This window comes from Bradyrhizobium sp. 521_C7_N1_3 (genome assembly GCF_052075975.1).
In the GTDB taxonomy this organism is placed as follows: domain Bacteria; phylum Pseudomonadota; class Alphaproteobacteria; order Rhizobiales; family Xanthobacteraceae; genus Bradyrhizobium; species Bradyrhizobium japonicum.
The window spans coordinates 9527501-9544541 of record NZ_CP197232.1; the positions used below are offsets into that span (position 1 = coordinate 9527501).

Genomic DNA, 17041 nt, shown 5'->3' on the forward strand with positions numbered 1-17041 from the left:
TTGCAAAGCACGCGCTCTCCCAGCTGAGCTATGGCCCCGTAACCAGAAGACGAATGCTCGTTTGATCAGCCCGCCTTCGCAAAGGCTACGGCGCGGCAGCCTTCGTATCGAAGGGCTTGCCTAGCCGAAGCAGCGAAGCGCGAAGGCTGGTGGGCCTGGGAAGACTTGAACTTCCGACCTCACGCTTATCAAGCGCGCGCTCTAACCAACTGAGCTACAAGCCCCTAACGCATATCCCGTCAAGGACCAGGGACCCTGCGTCATGCAGGCCCAGCGCGTGTTCGTCCGCGAAGAAAGAGAAACGAAGACGGCGAAATCCCGCCAATGCAGCTCAACGATCCTGACGATCGTTGGCCACTGATGTTTCTAAAACGGTTCGATAGAAGCAAGCTTCTGAAGAACCATCCTTAGAAAGGAGGTGATCCAGCCGCAGGTTCCCCTACGGCTACCTTGTTACGACTTCACCCCAGTCGCTGACCCTACCGTGGCCGGCTGCCTCCCTTGCGGGTTAGCGCACCGTCTTCAGGTAAAACCAACTCCCATGGTGTGACGGGCGGTGTGTACAAGGCCCGGGAACGTATTCACCGTGGCGTGCTGATCCACGATTACTAGCGATTCCAACTTCATGGGCTCGAGTTGCAGAGCCCAATCCGAACTGAGACGGCTTTTTGAGATTTGCGAAGGGTCGCCCCTTAGCATCCCATTGTCACCGCCATTGTAGCACGTGTGTAGCCCAGCCCGTAAGGGCCATGAGGACTTGACGTCATCCCCACCTTCCTCGCGGCTTATCACCGGCAGTCTCCTTAGAGTGCTCAACTAAATGGTAGCAACTAAGGACGGGGGTTGCGCTCGTTGCGGGACTTAACCCAACATCTCACGACACGAGCTGACGACAGCCATGCAGCACCTGTGTTCCAGGCTCCGAAGAGAGGGTCACATCTCTGCGACCGGTCCTGGACATGTCAAGGGCTGGTAAGGTTCTGCGCGTTGCGTCGAATTAAACCACATGCTCCACCGCTTGTGCGGGCCCCCGTCAATTCCTTTGAGTTTTAATCTTGCGACCGTACTCCCCAGGCGGAATGCTTAAAGCGTTAGCTGCGCCACTAGTGAGTAAACCCACTAACGGCTGGCATTCATCGTTTACGGCGTGGACTACCAGGGTATCTAATCCTGTTTGCTCCCCACGCTTTCGTGCCTCAGCGTCAGTATCGGGCCAGTGAGCCGCCTTCGCCACTGGTGTTCTTGCGAATATCTACGAATTTCACCTCTACACTCGCAGTTCCACTCACCTCTCCCGAACTCAAGATCCTCAGTATCAAAGGCAGTTCTGGAGTTGAGCTCCAGGATTTCACCCCTGACTTAAAGACCCGCCTACGCACCCTTTACGCCCAGTGATTCCGAGCAACGCTAGCCCCCTTCGTATTACCGCGGCTGCTGGCACGAAGTTAGCCGGGGCTTATTCTTGCGGTACCGTCATTATCTTCCCGCACAAAAGAGCTTTACAACCCTAGGGCCTTCATCACTCACGCGGCATGGCTGGATCAGGGTTGCCCCCATTGTCCAATATTCCCCACTGCTGCCTCCCGTAGGAGTTTGGGCCGTGTCTCAGTCCCAATGTGGCTGATCATCCTCTCAGACCAGCTACTGATCGTCGCCTTGGTGAGCCATTACCTCACCAACTAGCTAATCAGACGCGGGCCGATCTTTCGGCGATAAATCTTTCCCCGTAAGGGCTTATCCGGTATTAGCACAAGTTTCCCTGTGTTGTTCCGAACCAAAAGGTACGTTCCCACGCGTTACTCACCCGTCTGCCGCTGACGTATTGCTACGCCCGCTCGACTTGCATGTGTTAAGCCTGCCGCCAGCGTTCGCTCTGAGCCAGGATCAAACTCTCAAGTTGGACTTGAACTTTGAACCGGCTGATCACAACGTTTGACGAGGTCCCACCATTCTTCGACGACCGAAGCCGCCGAGCTGCCCGCGATTCACATCGCTGGCAACGATGGTGTAACCTTTAAAACGTGTACCGCCGAAGTCTTTCGTCCGGTCTCGATCCAAAAAGCCGAAGCTCTTCAGAAGCGAGACCCGCAAGGACTCCGCCGTCCACGTTTCTCTTTCTTCATCTTCACTTGTCAAACAGCCCGGGACCGTGGAGGCCCCAACCTTCCTGAGTAGAAGGGTTCCGACACCCTCACCGACGATGAACGAACCCCAATCGACTTACATCGATTGTTGTGTCACTCAACAAGGTGAGGAGCATCAGTGGCGCGTTCGCTCGCCTTGGTCAGTGACCCGGCGGCGCCGCGCTCAGTGGTCGGGTTATAGGCCCCCCCGCCCGGGATTGTCAACGCCCATTGTCAACAAATCGTCGCACGGTGGACCATCGAATAAAATCAAGCGATTCCAGGCAATTAGAGGGGTCGCCAACGGCCGGAACGAACTTGCACCGCAAAAAATCTCAAAAAAAGTGTGCCCGCCGGCGGGCTCCGGAGGGGGCTTTGGACGCCTCTCCGGGAACCCTCCCCCTGCGCCCTTCCAGGCACCCCCAGGGCCTTGGCAGGCGGAGGCCCATCCAGGCCGGACCGAGCCCTCGTCCACGGCAGACGGGTCCCATCCAGGCAGGACTGAGCTCCACCCCAGGCCAAACCTGGTCCCCCGGCGCCGGCCAGACGGGCTTCTTGCGCCCGGCCGTTCAGTAAACTTTTTCCGTATTAGGCGCCGTACTAGAGCCACAATCCCGCGGCGTTCTGGTACAGACAAGCTTGAATCGCAGGATGCCAGTGGGGGCTGCCGGCGATTTTCATGGGTCAGAGGAAGGCGATCTTGCAGATGACGCAGCCTTCCTCCGACATTCGAGAGACATCGAGAGACCTTTACCCGTCCAGCTGTTCGTAATTTCGGCCGGCCCCATCGAGGGCTTTCTGAGCGCGGGCGTCTGTGCGGCTTGCCTTTTCCGGCGATCCCCCTTCAAGAGGGCGGCCAGGAGAGGTTCGAAAACGGGCATCTTGGGTCGTTGATTGGGGGACTTGGTTTGAACCACAGGACGTCACGCGGCGCTTACGGGCGTGAGACCGGGATCATCGATCTCGGCCACGAGCCGCCGCTGTCCGTCGATGGTTCCGAGGCCGCCGTCATCGACCGCCGTCGCGTCTCCGTACAGTGGTTCAGCGGTACAATTCTGACCGGACTCTGCGGCGCGGCCCTGATCGGCGGCGCCGTTTTCGCTTCTCTCGACGGCGAGATGACCTTCGCCAAGGTGCCGGAGCGGGTCGAAGGCGCACTGCGCGGCGCATTCGGCGCGGCCGATCGCGCCGCCACGCTGCACAAGAGCGACCGCCTGCCGCCGCCGAACGAATCCACGGCCTCGCGCAACATCGTGCGCGTCTCGACCGTCGCCCGCGTCGGCAACCGCGACGTGATGCGGGTGCGCCCGTTCGTCCGGATCGCCGGCAATCTGTCGATGACGACGAGCGATCTGTCGGCGAAGATCCCGCCGTTCAACGCCCAGCGCCTGCTCACCGATGTCGGCTCCGATCCGAAGACCGCGGCGGAAGATCCGAACAATCCCGAAGCCGTCGAGCCCGATGCCGAAGTCTCCTTCGTCACCAAGGACCTGTCGCCGGTGCTGCCGAAGGCCAAGATTTCCGCCGTGGTGGCGCTCGACGACATCCTGATGCGGGTGCGCGACGCCGCCAACTGGCGCGGCAATGGCGGGGTGCGCTACGCCTCGCTCGCCAATGCCACCGCCGATGTCTCCGGCGCGACCGGCCCCTCCGACATGAAGATGGCCTATGCCACCGAGGTGTCGCCGTCCGATCCCTATGCCGGCTTCGAGACGCGCGTGGTGCCGGAAAACGTCACGCTGCTGCCGAAGACCAAGGAGCAGATCACCGGCGGCAATCCCAACGGCGAACGCGTCCACGTGGTCAAGAAGGGCGACAGCGTCGGCTCGGTCCTGCGCGATCTCGGCGCGACGGCCGAGGAGATCAAGGCGATCACCGCGACGCTCGGCCCGCGCGGCCGCGACGGCGGCCTGAAGGAAGGCGAAAAGCTCCGCATCCTGATGGCGCCCGCAAGCCCCGGCGCCCGCCTCCAACCCTATCGCGTCGTGGTTGCGAACGACACCATGGTCGAGGCGATCGCGGCACTGTCCGATCTCGGCAAATACGTTGCGGTCGACGTCTCCAGCATGAACACCGTCGCCGATGCCGCGGCCAACGCCAACAGCGACGACGATGACGACGATGACGGCACCGGCGTGCGGCTCTACCAAAGCATCTACGAGACCGCGATGCGCAACAAGGTCCCGATGCCGGTCATCGAGGACATGATCAAGATCTACTCCTACGACGTCGATTTCCAGCGCAAGGTGCAGCCGGGTGACTCGTTCGACGTGTTCTATGCCGGCGAAGACGAAGGCGTGACCTCGAGCGAAAAGAACGACGTGCTGTTCGCGTCCCTCACGGTCGGCGGCGAGACCAAGAAATACTACCGCTACCAGAGCCCCGACGACGGCGTCGTTGACTACTATGACGAGACCGGCAAGAGCGCGAAGAAATTCCTGGTCAGGAAGCCCGTCAACAACGCGATCATGCGCTCGGGCTTCGGCGGCCGCCGCCACCCGATCCTGGGCTATGTGAAGATGCACACCGGCGTCGACTGGGCCACCGCCTACGGCACGCCGATCTTCGCCTCCGGCAACGGCGTGATCGAGAAGGCCGGCCCTGAAGGCGGCTACGGCAAGTATATCCGGATCAAGCATTCCAACGGCTATGAGACGGCCTACGGCCACATGTCGGCCTTCGCCAAGGGCATGGAGATCGGCAAGAAGGTGCGGCAGGGTCAGGTGATCGGCTTCGTCGGTTCGACCGGCCAGTCGACCGGCCCTCACGTCCACTACGAAATCCTGGTCAACGGCCGCTTCGTCGATCCGCTGCGCGTGAAACTGCCGCGCGGCCGTTCGCTGGAAGGCACGGTGCTGGCGGGCTTCGAGAAGGAACGCGACCGGCTCGACGCCATGATGAGCGGCCGCAACGGCGCCATCGCCCGCATTTCGGACGCAACCGGCGGCCCGTTGCAGGTCACCAACCGCTGATCCCTTAAACCGGCTGAAATCGACCGGACATCTCTGGAAAACATGATCTGGATGCGACGTCGTCAAGCGACGTCGTCTCACGGCGCCATGGTGTGCACGGGCTCGGAATCGACAAGGCAGGCCATCTGTTTGCCGGCAGCGCGGAGGGAACCAGCCCGGTGGAACCGGCACACGCGTTTCCCGGTTAAATGCTGACGGAAGCCGACCAACAGGAGGATCCCCATGCGGCGCCTCTCACGCGACGATGTCGTCAAGACCGTGGATCGAGCCGACGAAGTCACCATCGCCCAGATCATCGGAACCGGCGCGACGGTCGAGGAACTCGCCGAAGCCCAGGCCTGGCTCGCCAATGACGAGCCGATGATCAATGATTTGCGCCCGCTGGCGCACGGACGCGTGCGCGAGCTTGTCGACATCCTGTCGGAGCTCGAAGAGGACAGCGACGAGCAAGGTCCGGCCGAACCCGGCTCAACATCCGCGGTCAGCTAGAGCGAACCTCGTCAAAGCAATTCGCCCCGGAGAGGCGGGCCTCTCCGGGGCGTTTTTTCGTTCTGCGGTGAGTGCAACGATCAGTTCAGCTTCCGCTTCGACACCGGCGGCGCCTCGAACTGGGCGATCTCCGCGGTCTGCGGCGCCTTGCCGTTGAAGGTCAGCACGTTGCCTTCGGACGAGATCGCAACGTTGTCCCCGTCCTTGACGTCTCCAGCCAGGATCATCTCGGCGAGCGGATCCTGGAGGTAGCGCTGGACCACGCGCTTCAGCGGCCTTGCGCCGTAGGCGGGATCCCAGCCCTTCGCAGCAAGCCAGTCGCGGCCCGCAGCATCGAGCGTCAGCACGATCTTGCGATCGGTCAAAAGCTTCTGCAGCCGGGCGAACTGGATCTCGACGATCCGCCCCATCTCGCTCCTCTGCAGGCGGTGGAACAGGATGATCTCGTCGACACGGTTCAGGAACTCGGGCCGGAAATGCCCACGCACCATTCCCATCACCTGTTCACGCACGGCTGAGGTGTCTTCGCCCTCCGGTTGATTCACCAAATACTCCGAACCGAGGTTCGAGGTCATGATGATCAGCGTGTTGCGGAAATCGACGGTGCGGCCCTGGCCATCGGTCAGGCGGCCGTCGTCGAGCACCTGCAACAGGACGTTGAAGACGTCAGGATGCGCTTTCTCGATCTCGTCGAACAGCACCACCTGATAGGGCCGGCGCCGCACCGCTTCGGTGAGCGCGCCGCCCTCGTCATAGCCGACATAGCCGGGAGGCGCACCGATCAGCCGCGAGACCGAATGCTTCTCCATGTACTCGGACATGTCGAGGCGGACCATCGCGGTCTCGTCGTTGAACAGGTACTCCGCCAGCGCCTTGGTCAGCTCAGTCTTGCCGACGCCGGTCGGCCCCAGGAACATGAACGAGCCGGTCGGCCGGTTCGGGTCCTGCAGGCCCGCGCGCGAACGGCGCACGGCGGTCGCGACCGCACGCACGGCCTCGGCCTGGCCGACGACGCGCCTGCCGAGCTGCTCCTCCATCTTCAGGAGCTTCTCCTTCTCGCCTTCGAGCATCTTGTCGACGGGCACGCCGGTCCAGCGCGAGACCACCTGCGCGATGTGGTTGGCGGTGACCGCCTCCTCCATCATATCGCCGGAGCCCTCACGCGCCTCGATCTCCGCGAGCTGCTTCTCGAGCTGCGGAATCCGGCCATAGGCCAGCTCGCCGGCCTTCTGGTATTCGCCGCGCCGCTGTGCGTCGGCGAGATCGACGCGTAGCGCGTCGAGCTCCGACTTCAGCTTCTGGGCGTTGGAGAGCTTGTTCTTCTCCGCGCTCCAGCGCGACGTCAGGGCCGCGGATTTCTCTTCGAGCTCGCTGAGCTCCCTCTGAAGCCCCTCGAGACGGGTCTTGGAGCCGAGATCGCTCTCCTTCTTGAGAGCTTCCTGCTCGATCTTGAGCCGGATGATCTCGCGGTCGAGCGAATCCAGCTCTTCCGGCTTGGAATCGACCTGCATCTTCAGCCGCGCGGCCGCCTCGTCCATGAGGTCGATCGCCTTGTCCGGCAGGAAGCGGTCGGTGATGTAGCGGTTGGACAGCGTCGTCGCCGCCACGAGCGCGGAATCGGTGATCCGCACGCCGTGGTGCTGCTCGTACTTGTCTTTCAAGCCGCGGAGGATCGAGATGGTGTCCTCGACCGAGGGCTCGCTGACGAAGATCGGCTGGAAGCGCCGCGCCAGCGCCGCATCCTTCTCGACGTGCTTGCGGTACTCGTCGAGCGTGGTGGCGCCGATGCAGTGCAGCTCGCCGCGCGCGAGCGCGGGCTTGAGCAGATTGGATGCGTCCATCGCGCCGTCGCCCTTGCCGGCGCCGATCAGCGTATGCATCTCGTCGATGAACAGGATGAAGGTGCCCTCGCTCGCGGTGACTTCCTGAAGCACGGCCTTCAGCCGCTCCTCGAACTCGCCGCGGTACTTCGCGCCCGCAATCAGCGCGCCGAGATCGAGCGAGAGCAGCTTCTTGTCCTGCAGGGTCTCGGGCACGTCGCCGTTGACGATGCGCAGCGCGAGGCCCTCGGCGATGGCGGTCTTGCCGACGCCGGGCTCACCGATCAGCACGGGATTGTTCTTGGTCCGGCGCGAGAGCACCTGGATGGTGCGGCGGATCTCCTCGTCGCGGCCGATGACCGGGTCGAGCTTGCCGTCGCGCGCAGCCTGGGTCAGGTCGCGGGCATATTTCTTCAGTGCGTCATAGGCGTTCTCGGCGGTCGCGGAGTCCGCCGTGCGGCCCTTGCGCAGCGCCTCGATCGCGGCATTGAGATTTTGCGGGGTGACGCCGCCCTTGGCCAGGATCGCGCCGGCCTCGCTGGTCTTTTCCAGCGCGAGGCCGAGCAGCAGCCGCTCGACGGTGACAAAGCTGTCGCCGGCCTTCTCGCCGGCCTTTTCGGCGGCATCAAAAGTGCGGGCGAGCTCGGGCGCCAGATAGATCTGGCCGGCGCCGCCGCCGGAGACCTTCGGCACCTTGTTGAGGGCATCCTCGGTCGCCTTCAGGATGGCGCGGGAATTGCCGCCGGCGCGGTCGATCAGACCGGCGGCGAGGCCCTCATTGTCGTCCAACAGAACTTTCAGGACGTGCAGGGTCGAAAACTGCTGATGCCCCTCGCGCACCGCAAGCGATTGCGCGGACTGGACGAAGCCCCTGGAGCGTTCGGTATATTTGTCGATGTTCATGTCTTTTCTTTCCCTCGGCCTGCCCCTGGAGCCCTCTAAGGCACTCCAAACGGCATCTTCATTGGGTTTCCGCTGGACGCGTTGACGTTCCTCAACCGGCAGCGGTCGTTAGCAGCCGGCGCTGGCGCCGGCCTGACCCAGATGTGGGAAGCTTGGCCTCGGATCGGAAGAGGCGCGTTCACAATTTCGTGCACCGGTCCGCCTGCTTGGCGCCGGCAGGTCGAATCCCTTAAGTAGCGACATGACAGCCAGCCAGACCGCCGAAATCACCGGCCTTTACCGTTATCCGATCAAAGGCCTTACGCCCGAGAGCCTGCCCCGGGTCCCCTTGCGGACCGGCCAGACCCTGCCCGCCGACCGCCGCTACGCCATCGAGAACGGTCCGAGCGGATTCGACCCCGAGGCACCTAGCTGGAAGCCGAAAATCCAGTTCCTGATGCTGGCGCGCAATGAGCGGCTGGCGTCCCTCGACAGCCGGTTCGAGGACGCGACCAACCGCCTGACCATCCGCAAGGACGGCCAGATCGTCGCCAGCGGGGACCTCGAGACCACGGCCGGCCGCACCGCGATCGAGGATTATTTCACGGAGAATTTTCAGCCGGAGCTGAAGGGCCCGCCCAAGGTCCTGTCGGGCCGCGACCACAGCTTTTCCGACGTCGCCCGCAAGGTCGTGTCGATCATCAATCTCAATAGCGTCCGCGCCATCGAGACCATGCTCGGCGGCACCGCCGTGCATCCCCTGCGCTTCCGCGGCAATCTTTACGTGACGGGCTGGCCGGCCTGGTCCGAGCTCGACCTCGTCGGCCAGACGCTGGCGATCGGCGAGGCCCGGCTCAAGGTGGTCAAGCGCATCGTCCGCTGCCCGGCGGTCAACGTCGATCCAGAGACCGCGCAGCGCGATCTCGAGATACCACCGACGCTGTCGCGCAATCTCGGCCACATGGATTGCGGCATCTATGCCGAGGTCATCGCTGATGGTGAGATCGGCGTCGGGGATGCGGTGGTGGTGGAAGAGCCGAAGCTGGCGTGACGGCACGCCGCCTCAACACCCTCCGTCGTTGCGAGGAGCCACCCGGTCCCGCCTTCGGCGGGCCGGATGACAGGCTCCGCGACGAAGCAATCCAGACTGTCTCCGCGGTGGGATTCTGGATTGCTTCGCTTCACTCGCAATGACGAGTCTCAGTTCGGCATCACATACGCATAGATCCGGCCGCGCGAGACCGGCGCCTCGCGAACACGATTGCCGTTGTTGCCGGAAATCATGATCGGATTGCCCTGCGCGTCCACGCCGGTGATGATGCCGACATGGCCGCCCCGGCGACCGCGCGACATGACCGCGATGGCGCCGACCTGCGGACCGGAGACGCGCGTGCCGTAGCGCGCGAACGAGCTCGCCATGTCGGAGCCGGTGCCCTGATGGCCGGTGTGCTGCAGCACCATGTTCATGAAGCGCGCGCACCACAGGCTGCCGCGCCCGGTCGGATTGCCGCCGATATAACGGCGCGCCTCGGACACGAGGCCTGATCCGCCGCCGAAGCCGCCACCGCTGTTGGCCATTCCGGGGTTGGCCATGCCGTTGTTGGCCATGCCGCCGACATTGGCGTTCGGATTGTAGCTCGCCTGGGTGTCGGCGAAGCCGCTCGCCCGCAACTGCGCCGCGCCGCGCTCGAAGCGCGAGCTGCGGGCATGGTGGCGATAATGACGGTCATGATGATGTCTGGCGTGGTGCACGTAAACGTGCCGCTCTGCGCTATGACGATGATGCGGCCGCGCTGAGGCCGGAGAAACGAACGCGGCAACCGCCGCGAAGAAAATCGCCAGCGCGACAACACAACGCGACAGGCGAGACGCAAACAACTCCAACATACTTCATCCTTCGTTGACACCCCCACTCCAGCCGGCCCGTGCCGAGGCCAGCATCCGTCCGGCCGTTAAGCCGCCGGATGTGGCGAGAAAAAGACGCCACGCCCGCGAATGGCTGCGATGATTTTGCGCCGGTGCTGGCGTGAGGCTGCGGCATTGCGGACAACAGCGTTAACTGCAATCCTTCAAAGACGGCTTGAATAGAGGGAAACAGTTAATGCCCCACGCCACGACCAGGGATGACGTCCGCATCTATTTCGAAGAAGCGGGTCAGGGATCGCCGATTATTTTTCTGCATGAGTTCGCGGCCGACTACACCAATTGGGAGCCGCAGATGCGCTACTTCTCGCGCGGCCATCGCTGCATCACCTATTCCGCGCGCGGCTACACGCCGTCGGACGTGCCTGATGGCGAGGTCTACACCTACAAGCACTTCTACACCGACGCGCTCGCGGTGCTCGATCATCTCAAGATCGAGCGCGCACATCTCGTCGGCCTGTCGATGGGCGCCTATTCGTCGCTCCAGATCGGGTTGAACGCGCCGCAGCGCGCGTTGTCGATGACGCTGGCCGGCGTGGGCTCAGGATCGGAGATCGAGAATCTCGACAACTGGCGCAAGCAGTGCCGCGCCAATGCCGAGCAGTTCGAGACGCTCGGCTCCGCCGAGGTCGCAAAGGTCACGCGCGAGGCGCCGAGCCGGATTCCGTTCCTTGTGAAGGACCCGCGCGGCCACGCCGATTTCTACGCCGCACTGGCGCGCCACGATGCCAAGGGCTCCGCGAACACGATGCGCGGCTTCCAGGGCGGCCGTCCCTCGATCTTTGCGATGACCGACGCGATCAGAGGCGTGGCGACGCCCGCGCTGATCATCTGCGGCGACGAGGACGATCCCTGCGTCGGGGCAAGCCTTTTCCTGAAGAAGCACCTGCCCGCGGCGGGCCTGTCGATGTTTCCGAAATCCGGCCACGTGCTCAATCTGGAGGAGCCCGCGCTGTTCAACGAGAGCGTGGAGCGGTTCGTGACGCTGGTGGAAGCCGGGCGCTGGCCGGTGCGCGATCCGCGGTCGCTGGCGGCGCATTAGACTGCCAGCCGCCGCCTGCCGCGCCAGGTCTCAGACCTGGGAGGCAGCCGGCAGCGGAGGCAACGCCGGGTTTTCGGCGGACGCCAAGCGCCTGACGCTGGCTTCGATCGAGACCAGCAAGAACAGGAACATGATGAAGATGAAATAGGAAAAGGCACCCGCGGCGACATACAAGGCGACAGGCGCCATCAATCTCAAGGCCAGCCTGCGGTTTTGCTCCTCCTGGAATTCCTGAGAGACGAGTTGCAACTCGCCCTGCAGCTTGTTGAAGAACCACACCACGAAATACGGCGCGCGGGTCGGAGGCGTGGCAGCCGCGATGCGATCGATCGAGGACGAGTATTGCTTGTCCTTGTTCGCCGTTGCCAGCGCCGGTGCCCGCGCGCTCAGCCGCTTGGCATAGTCGAACAGCAAGGAGCGCCACAACACCTCGATGTTGCCCTCATCAAGCGCATTCCTGTCGTCCAACATGGCATAGCCGCGGAATCGCGCTCCGTTGTTGTAGAGCCAGTCCGAGAACTGCGAAGCATTTTCGAAACTGGCTCCCAGCGCGCCATCGAGAAACTTGTTGAACTGCTGCAGGATCTCCGGGTCCAGGCGCTTGCCCTTTTCGTAAGCCACATTGTCGGAGCCCGCGGTCTCCTTGACGATCGGCGCATCCGACGGGAAGACCTCCTTGATCAGCTTGACCGGATCCGTCGCCTGGCGAAACCGGTCGATCTGTTCGGCGATCCGCACGCTCGGGTTCGGAGCGAACTGCGCATACAATGCAAAGATCAGCGCCAGGATCGTGATGAGGAAGGAAACCATCGCGGTCGCGATGACCGTCCCTCTCAGGAGGCGAACAAAGAACGTCTCGACGTTGCTCAGCATGACACTCACTTCTTATTCAGGATGATTCCCGACCCACTGAGCCTGGATTGGCGATCCTTGTAATCCTCGTAGCTCTCGATGGTCTCAAATCCGTTTGCCTTTGCCGTTGCGAGGCGATCGAGCCGGCCGGAATCGTAGAGGCCGTTGAGCGAGCTCAAGGCACGCTTCAAGGCCGCGATATCTCCCTCAGCCTGGGCGGTTCCGACGCCGCCGACGGCGGTCTTCAACTCCTGCACCAGCGGCGCATCGAAGCTGATGCCTTGCAGCTTTGCGTTCACGATCGCCACTTTCCGGCCCGCCACCTCGGAGACCCGGGTGAACTCGGCGGCTTCATCGAAGATGGCCGAAGCCGTATCGCAGTCCGACATAAGGTTCTTAAGCGTGGCCGAATCCGTGGCGTCGCTGACGGGGGCGAGCCGGGACGCGATCGCATCCAGCCTCGTCTTGTAGTTTTCGTTCGGAAGATCTCCTCGATGATAGGAAACCCGGCTCAGCGTATCCTTGATCCGCTGCCGCGCACGCTCATCGGGATCGAGACGAGCGACCACCGGCGGCGATGAGACCGGCGGCGGTGGTGGCGCCGCCGAGATCGGCGGAGGCGGCGGCGCCGAAGGAGCTGCCGGCGCAGGTGCGACCGGCTCGGCGATCGAAGGCGCGCCGATATTCGCCTGAACCTGCGGCTGGACGGCGTCGGGTCCCGACAGCGTGGACGCATCCACCGCAAAGAATCGCAAAGTGCCTCGCCCGCCCTGATCCCAGTTGGCGGCCCAGACGAATCCCGGCCCCCCGGCCAGCCGGTAGATCGGCAAGCCGAGCTGCGCGGATCGACGGAAATTGCCGAGGAAATCCACCATCAGCCCGGCCCTGATGTCCCGGCCCTGCGCGAGCTGGGCCACATTGCTTGCGTCGAGCGACACCAACCTGACCGCGCCCCAGCTGGCCATGAGCCCTTGCAGGCCGTCGATTTGCGGCATTGCCATCACGTTGGGCTGGGCCCCGTACTTTTTCGCAAGTCGCGCGATATCCTCATTCGCCTCGTTGCCGCTGAACCAGGCCGGCTCCAAGAACCGGTTCACGTAAGCGACCGTGCCGTCGGGCGAATGCAGGATCGAGTAGGACGATACGAACGGCCCTCGTTTCGAACTTTCCGGCACCTTGCGTGCGCACCAGGTAAAGCCGTTGAACTGCTCGCTGGGATTACATTGGTACTGCCGATAGATGGAGCTTTCGAAGCTGACCTTCGCGCCGAGGCTGAGGCCGTCGACCGCATAGATCGAGATCACGCTCGGGCTCGAGGCGAGGTTCGGCGGATTTTGCACGAGCCCGGTTCGGCAGACGCGGCGCAGCTCGGCGAGCCGGCCGTCGCTGGGACTGAAGCCCTGCTGGACCACCTGTCCGACGGACGTGCCACGCTGGCGAAGATTCTCGTCGATGCAGGAGATCTCGGCTGGCGGAAGCTTGCGCCACTCGGCCTGGATGGCCTGGTTGATGGCGGACTGAACGAGGCCGCCGAAGATGTTGACGATGTCGCCGCCGCTCTGGGCGAATACTGGTTCGCACGTCAAGCCGACACTGAACAGCACAGCAAGTGCCGGCAGCGCTCTACCCATAGTCTCAGCCCCTGGCCATTTCCCCAGCAGCATTATGACTTAAGGAAATGAGGACATGCAACCGAGAGGCCCAACTTTGGCCGGCCGCCGAGTCGAGTACTTTAGTCTAGTTGCCTGCACGACGTATCGGCCGACCGCTCGGGGGTGGGCGCCTGCCGGATTCACTGCGCTCGCAGCGACGAGAAGCTACTTCCCCTGCCCGCGCGTGAGCAGAAACACGCCCTGCTCGCCGAACATGTTCCACACCCACCACGGCAATCGCAGCCGCAATGGACGGCCGTAGAGATCCAGCGCCTCGGCGCGCTCCATCTTGACGTCGATCGCGTCGCAGAGCTCGACGAAATCCTTGATGGTGCAGAAATGGATGTTGGCGGTGTCGTACCAGGTCGCCGGCAGATTCTCGGTGCGAGGCATGTGGCCGCCGACCAGAAGCTGAAGCCGCATCTTCCAGAAGCCGAAATTCGGGAACGACACGATGGCGCGGCGGCCGATGCGCAGCAGATTCTCCAGCACGACCCGCGGCTGCCGCGTCGCCTGCAGCGTCTGCGACAGGATGACGTAATCGAAGGCGTCGTCGGGATAGTTGACGAGATCGGTGTCGGCATCGCCCTGCACCACCGCGAGGCCCTTGGCGACGCAGCGGTTGACGCCCTCGCGCGACAGCTCGATGCCGCGCCCGTCGATGCCGCGGGTCTCCAGAAGCTGGAGCAAATCGCCCTCGCCGCAGCCGACGTCGAGCACTTTCGAGCCGGGCTTGACCATCTCGGCGACCAGCAGATGATCGGCGCGAAACTGGCCGGACTGCTCCGTCGCAACGCCGCCCAGCGGCAGCACTTCCTGCACAGACATCGCTAGCCGTCCTTGTCAGTCAATCCTGGCGGTGAGCCCGCGCGCCTTCCCTGCCGATTGCAGGAAGGCCCGGGCGATATCGAAGAATTCGGGCACGTCGAGCAGGAAGGCGTCGTGGCCGCGATCGGTCTCGATCTCGGCGAACGACACCCGCGCGCTCGACGCGTTCAGCGCATGCACCAGTGCGCGCGATTCCGAGGTCGGGAACAGCCAGTCGCTGGTGAAGGAGACCACGCAGAATCGCGTCTCGATGCCCGCGAACGCCTTCGCCAGCACGCCGCCGTGGTCGCCGGCGATGTCGAAATAATCCATCGCGCGGGTCAGATAGAGGTAGGAGTTGGCGTCGAACCGCTCGACGAAGGACGAGCCCTGGTAGCGCAGATAGCTCTCGACCTGGAAATCGGCGTCGAACGAGAAGGTCGGCAGCTCGCGGTCCTGCATGCGGCGGCCGAACTTGCGATGCAGCGCGGCGTCGGAGAGATAGGTGATGTGCGCGGCCATCCGTGCCACCGCAAGTCCGCGATGCGGATGGATGCGCTGATCGGTGTAGCGGCCGTTGTGCCAGTCGGGATCGGCCATCACCGCCTGGCGGCCGAGCTCGTGGAAAGCGATGTTCTGGGCCGAGTGCCGCGTCGCGCAGGCAATCGCCAGCGCGGAGTACACGCGCTTGGGATAGGCCGCGGTCCATTGCAGCACCTGCATGCCGCCCATCGAGCCGCCGACCACGGCGAACAACGTGTCGATGCCGAGCCGGTCGATCAGCATCGCCTGCGCGCGCACCATGTCGGGAATGGTGATGACGGGAAAATCGAGGCCCCACACCTTGCCGGTCGCCGGATTGATCGAGGCCGGTCCGGTCGAGCCCATGCAGCCGCCGATCACGTTGGCGCAAATGATAAAGTAGTGCTGCGGATCAAGAGGCCGGCCGGGACCGACCAGCGTCTCCCACCAGCCCGACTTGCCGGTGACGGGATGCACGTTGGCGACATGTTGATCTCCCGTCAGCGCATGGCAGATCAGCACCGCGTTGGAGCGATCGGCGTTGAGCTCGCCATAGGTCTGGTAGGCGATCTGGAACGGGGTGAGATCAATGCCGCAATCGAGCGGCAGCGGCTGCTCGGCGCCGAACTGCGCGACCTGCGAATTCGGATGATCCGCCTCATGCGACCGGTCGTCGGCACTGATCGCGGGACTCGGCACAGACTTGACGCCACCCATCTCTGACATCGACCTCGTTTGCGATCAGACGTTCGATCGCAGTGACATCAGGCCATGAAAAACCCGGCCTGAACGATAGGTTCGGCCGGGATCGAAAGGGTCCCCGGCCTGTTTAGCGAGTTTTTTAACGTGGCTGCAAGCCGGCCGGCTCAAATGACCACGGAACGGGCAAAACCTACTGTCTTGGGCGGTTTTCGTCAAGTCGCGGTCCGGATTAGCCAAATTCGTCTCTGTCACATCAGCCCAAAAGGATGTCATTTCTCTTTGCTTTCGCCGCCCCGACTGCCTAATCAGGATATCGATCGCAGCGGATCCGAACCTACCAGCTTGCCTGGCCGATCCGCATTGGAACGCCTCTCAACAGTCCAGTCAGATATGTCCCAACGTCCGCCCGCGCCACCATCGCTCCAGGAATTGCGCAAGGAGATCGACGCGATCGACGAGGGCATGCATCGTCTCCTGATGCAGCGTGGCGACATCATCGACCGCCTGATCCAGGTGAAGCAGACCCAGGAGGTCGGCTCGGCCTTCCGCCCGGCGCGCGAGGCCTCGATGATGCGCGACATCGTCCAGCGTCATCGCGGCATCCTGCCGCTCGACACGGTCGAGAGCATCTGGCGCGTCATCATCTCGACCTTCACCTATGTCCAGGCGCCGTTCTCCGTGCATGCCGACATCTCGGTGAGCGAGCCGGCCATGCGCGATTCCGTGCGCTTCCATTTCGGCTTCACGGTGCCTTACGTCGCGCATTTCAGCGCGCAGGCCGCGGTCGAGGCAGTGGCGAAATCCAAGGGCGACCTGGCGCTGGTCTCGGCAACCTCGAGCCGCACGCCATGGTGGCTGGAGCTGGAAGCCGACGGCGCGCCGAAGATCATCGCGCGGATGCCCTTCGTCGAGCGCGCCGACCATCCGGCTTCACTGCCGGTGTTCGCGATCTCGCGCGTCGCCGACAGCGCCGTGGTGACGGAGGTCGAGACCTTCAGCGTGCGCGTATCAGGGTGGAACGCCGAGGTCGCCCGCGCCCTGTCGCCGCTCGCCGAGATCGTGGCGGTGCCCGATACCGCCTTCGACGGCGCGGCGCTGCTGGTCTCGGTCACGAGCGCGACCAGCATCGACAAAATCAGGGCTGCCCTGATCGAGGCGGGGGCCTCGGTGCGCTCCACGGCCCTCGTCGGCAGCCACGCAACGCGCTATACGGTGCCCCCGACCGGGTCGAAATCGTAGATCGCGTACCGCCTAA

11 protein-coding genes, 2 tRNA genes, 1 rRNA gene and 1 riboswitch (1 of these 15 only partly in view) are annotated in these 17041 nt (G+C 63.5%); of the genes, 5 read left to right on the forward strand and 9 right to left on the reverse strand.

Annotated elements, in window-relative coordinates; genetic code table 11:
• The 3 genes from AB7008_RS45175 to AB7008_RS45185 form a co-directional block, all read right to left on the reverse strand.
• Positions 1-38 (reverse strand) — tRNA-Ala (locus AB7008_RS45175) (it extends 38 nt beyond the left edge of the window).
• Between the two features lie 109 nt (positions 39-147).
• Positions 148-224: transfer RNA gene (locus tag AB7008_RS45180), tRNA-Ile, on the reverse strand.
• A gap of 187 nt (positions 225-411) precedes the next feature.
• A 16S ribosomal RNA gene (locus AB7008_RS45185) occupies positions 412-1900 on the reverse strand.
• 1131 nt (positions 1901-3031) lie between these two features.
• Here AB7008_RS45185 and AB7008_RS45190 point away from each other — a divergent pair.
• Positions 3032-5095 carry a M23 family metallopeptidase gene (locus tag AB7008_RS45190; RefSeq protein ID WP_038933141.1) on the forward strand — a complete coding sequence of 688 codons (2064 nt, stop codon included), beginning with the start codon at positions 3032-3034 and terminating at the stop codon, positions 5093-5095.
• Positions 5096-5317: 222 nt separating this feature from the next.
• On the forward strand, positions 5318-5584 hold the full coding sequence (locus tag AB7008_RS45195) for a hypothetical protein (RefSeq protein WP_014491677.1): 267 nt from the start codon (positions 5318-5320) through the stop codon (positions 5582-5584).
• Between the two features lie 80 nt (positions 5585-5664).
• On the opposite strand, the gene clpB is transcribed toward AB7008_RS45195, so the two are convergent.
• Complete coding sequence (clpB, locus tag AB7008_RS45200) at positions 5665-8307, reverse strand: ATP-dependent chaperone ClpB (protein ID WP_441260952.1); 2643 nt, start codon at positions 8305-8307, stop codon at positions 5665-5667.
• Between the two features lie 241 nt (positions 8308-8548).
• Between clpB and AB7008_RS45205 the strand changes: the two genes are divergently transcribed.
• Positions 8549-9337 carry an MOSC domain-containing protein gene (locus AB7008_RS45205; RefSeq protein ID WP_248880232.1) on the forward strand — a complete coding sequence of 263 codons (789 nt, stop codon included), beginning with the start codon at positions 8549-8551 and terminating at the stop codon, positions 9335-9337.
• 149 nt (positions 9338-9486) lie between these two features.
• Here the strand turns inward: AB7008_RS45205 and AB7008_RS45210 are convergent, their stop codons facing one another.
• Entirely contained in the window at positions 9487-10173 is a 687-nt protein-coding gene (locus AB7008_RS45210) for a TIGR02594 family protein (RefSeq protein WP_441260953.1), read from the reverse strand.
• Positions 10174-10387: 214 nt separating this feature from the next.
• Between AB7008_RS45210 and AB7008_RS45215 the strand changes: the two genes are divergently transcribed.
• A complete protein-coding gene (locus tag AB7008_RS45215; RefSeq protein WP_441260954.1) occupies positions 10388-11251 on the forward strand; it encodes an alpha/beta fold hydrolase in 864 nt (287 codons plus the stop codon).
• 30 nt (positions 11252-11281) lie between these two features.
• Here the strand turns inward: AB7008_RS45215 and AB7008_RS45220 are convergent, their stop codons facing one another.
• The 4 genes from AB7008_RS45220 to metX all read right to left on the reverse strand — a co-directional run bounded on the left by AB7008_RS45220 (position 11282) and on the right by metX (position 15801).
• Positions 11282-12124 carry a hypothetical protein gene (locus tag AB7008_RS45220; protein WP_028159255.1) on the reverse strand — a complete coding sequence of 281 codons (843 nt, stop codon included), beginning with the start codon at positions 12122-12124 and terminating at the stop codon, positions 11282-11284.
• A gap of 5 nt (positions 12125-12129) precedes the next feature.
• The gene (locus tag AB7008_RS45225; protein WP_304491706.1) at positions 12130-13734 is read right to left on the reverse strand and encodes a hypothetical protein; all 1605 of its coding nucleotides are present in this window, start codon (positions 13732-13734) and stop codon (positions 12130-12132) included.
• A gap of 186 nt (positions 13735-13920) precedes the next feature.
• A complete protein-coding gene (gene metW, locus AB7008_RS45230) occupies positions 13921-14583 on the reverse strand; it encodes a methionine biosynthesis protein MetW (protein WP_014491669.1) in 663 nt (220 codons plus the stop codon).
• Between the two features lie 15 nt (positions 14584-14598).
• The gene (gene metX, locus AB7008_RS45235) at positions 14599-15801 is read right to left on the reverse strand and encodes a homoserine O-acetyltransferase MetX (protein WP_441261287.1); all 1203 of its coding nucleotides are present in this window, start codon (positions 15799-15801) and stop codon (positions 14599-14601) included.
• A 91-nt stretch (positions 15802-15892) separates the two neighbouring features.
• Positions 15893-15972, reverse strand: a riboswitch (SAM riboswitch).
• Between the two features lie 204 nt (positions 15973-16176).
• On the opposite strand from metX, the gene AB7008_RS45240 reads away from it, so the two are divergent.
• On the forward strand, positions 16177-17025 hold the full coding sequence (locus AB7008_RS45240) for a chorismate mutase (RefSeq protein ID WP_028159252.1): 849 nt from the start codon (positions 16177-16179) through the stop codon (positions 17023-17025).
• Positions 17026-17041 lie beyond the last annotated feature (16 nt).

Coding starts and splice junctions, on each gene's coding strand:
- AB7008_RS45195 (WP_014491677.1), top strand. CDS start 5,318: ATGCGGCGCCTCTCACGCGACGATGTCGTCAAGACCGTGGATCGAGCC.
- clpB (WP_441260952.1), bottom strand. CDS start 8,307: ATGAACATCGACAAATATACCGAACGCTCCAGGGGCTTCGTCCAGTCC.
- AB7008_RS45205 (WP_248880232.1), top strand. CDS start 8,549: ATGACAGCCAGCCAGACCGCCGAAATCACCGGCCTTTACCGTTATCCG.
- AB7008_RS45210 (WP_441260953.1), bottom strand. CDS start 10,173: ATGTTGGAGTTGTTTGCGTCTCGCCTGTCGCGTTGTGTTGTCGCGCTG.
- AB7008_RS45215 (WP_441260954.1), top strand. CDS start 10,388: ATGCCCCACGCCACGACCAGGGATGACGTCCGCATCTATTTCGAAGAA.
- AB7008_RS45220 (WP_028159255.1), bottom strand. CDS start 12,124: ATGCTGAGCAACGTCGAGACGTTCTTTGTTCGCCTCCTGAGAGGGACG.
- AB7008_RS45225 (WP_304491706.1), bottom strand. CDS start 13,734: ATGGGTAGAGCGCTGCCGGCACTTGCTGTGCTGTTCAGTGTCGGCTTG.
- metW (WP_014491669.1), bottom strand. CDS start 14,583: ATGTCTGTGCAGGAAGTGCTGCCGCTGGGCGGCGTTGCGACGGAGCAG.
- metX (WP_441261287.1), bottom strand. CDS start 15,801: ATGGGTGGCGTCAAGTCTGTGCCGAGTCCCGCGATCAGTGCCGACGAC.
- AB7008_RS45240 (WP_028159252.1), top strand. CDS start 16,177: ATGTCCCAACGTCCGCCCGCGCCACCATCGCTCCAGGAATTGCGCAAG.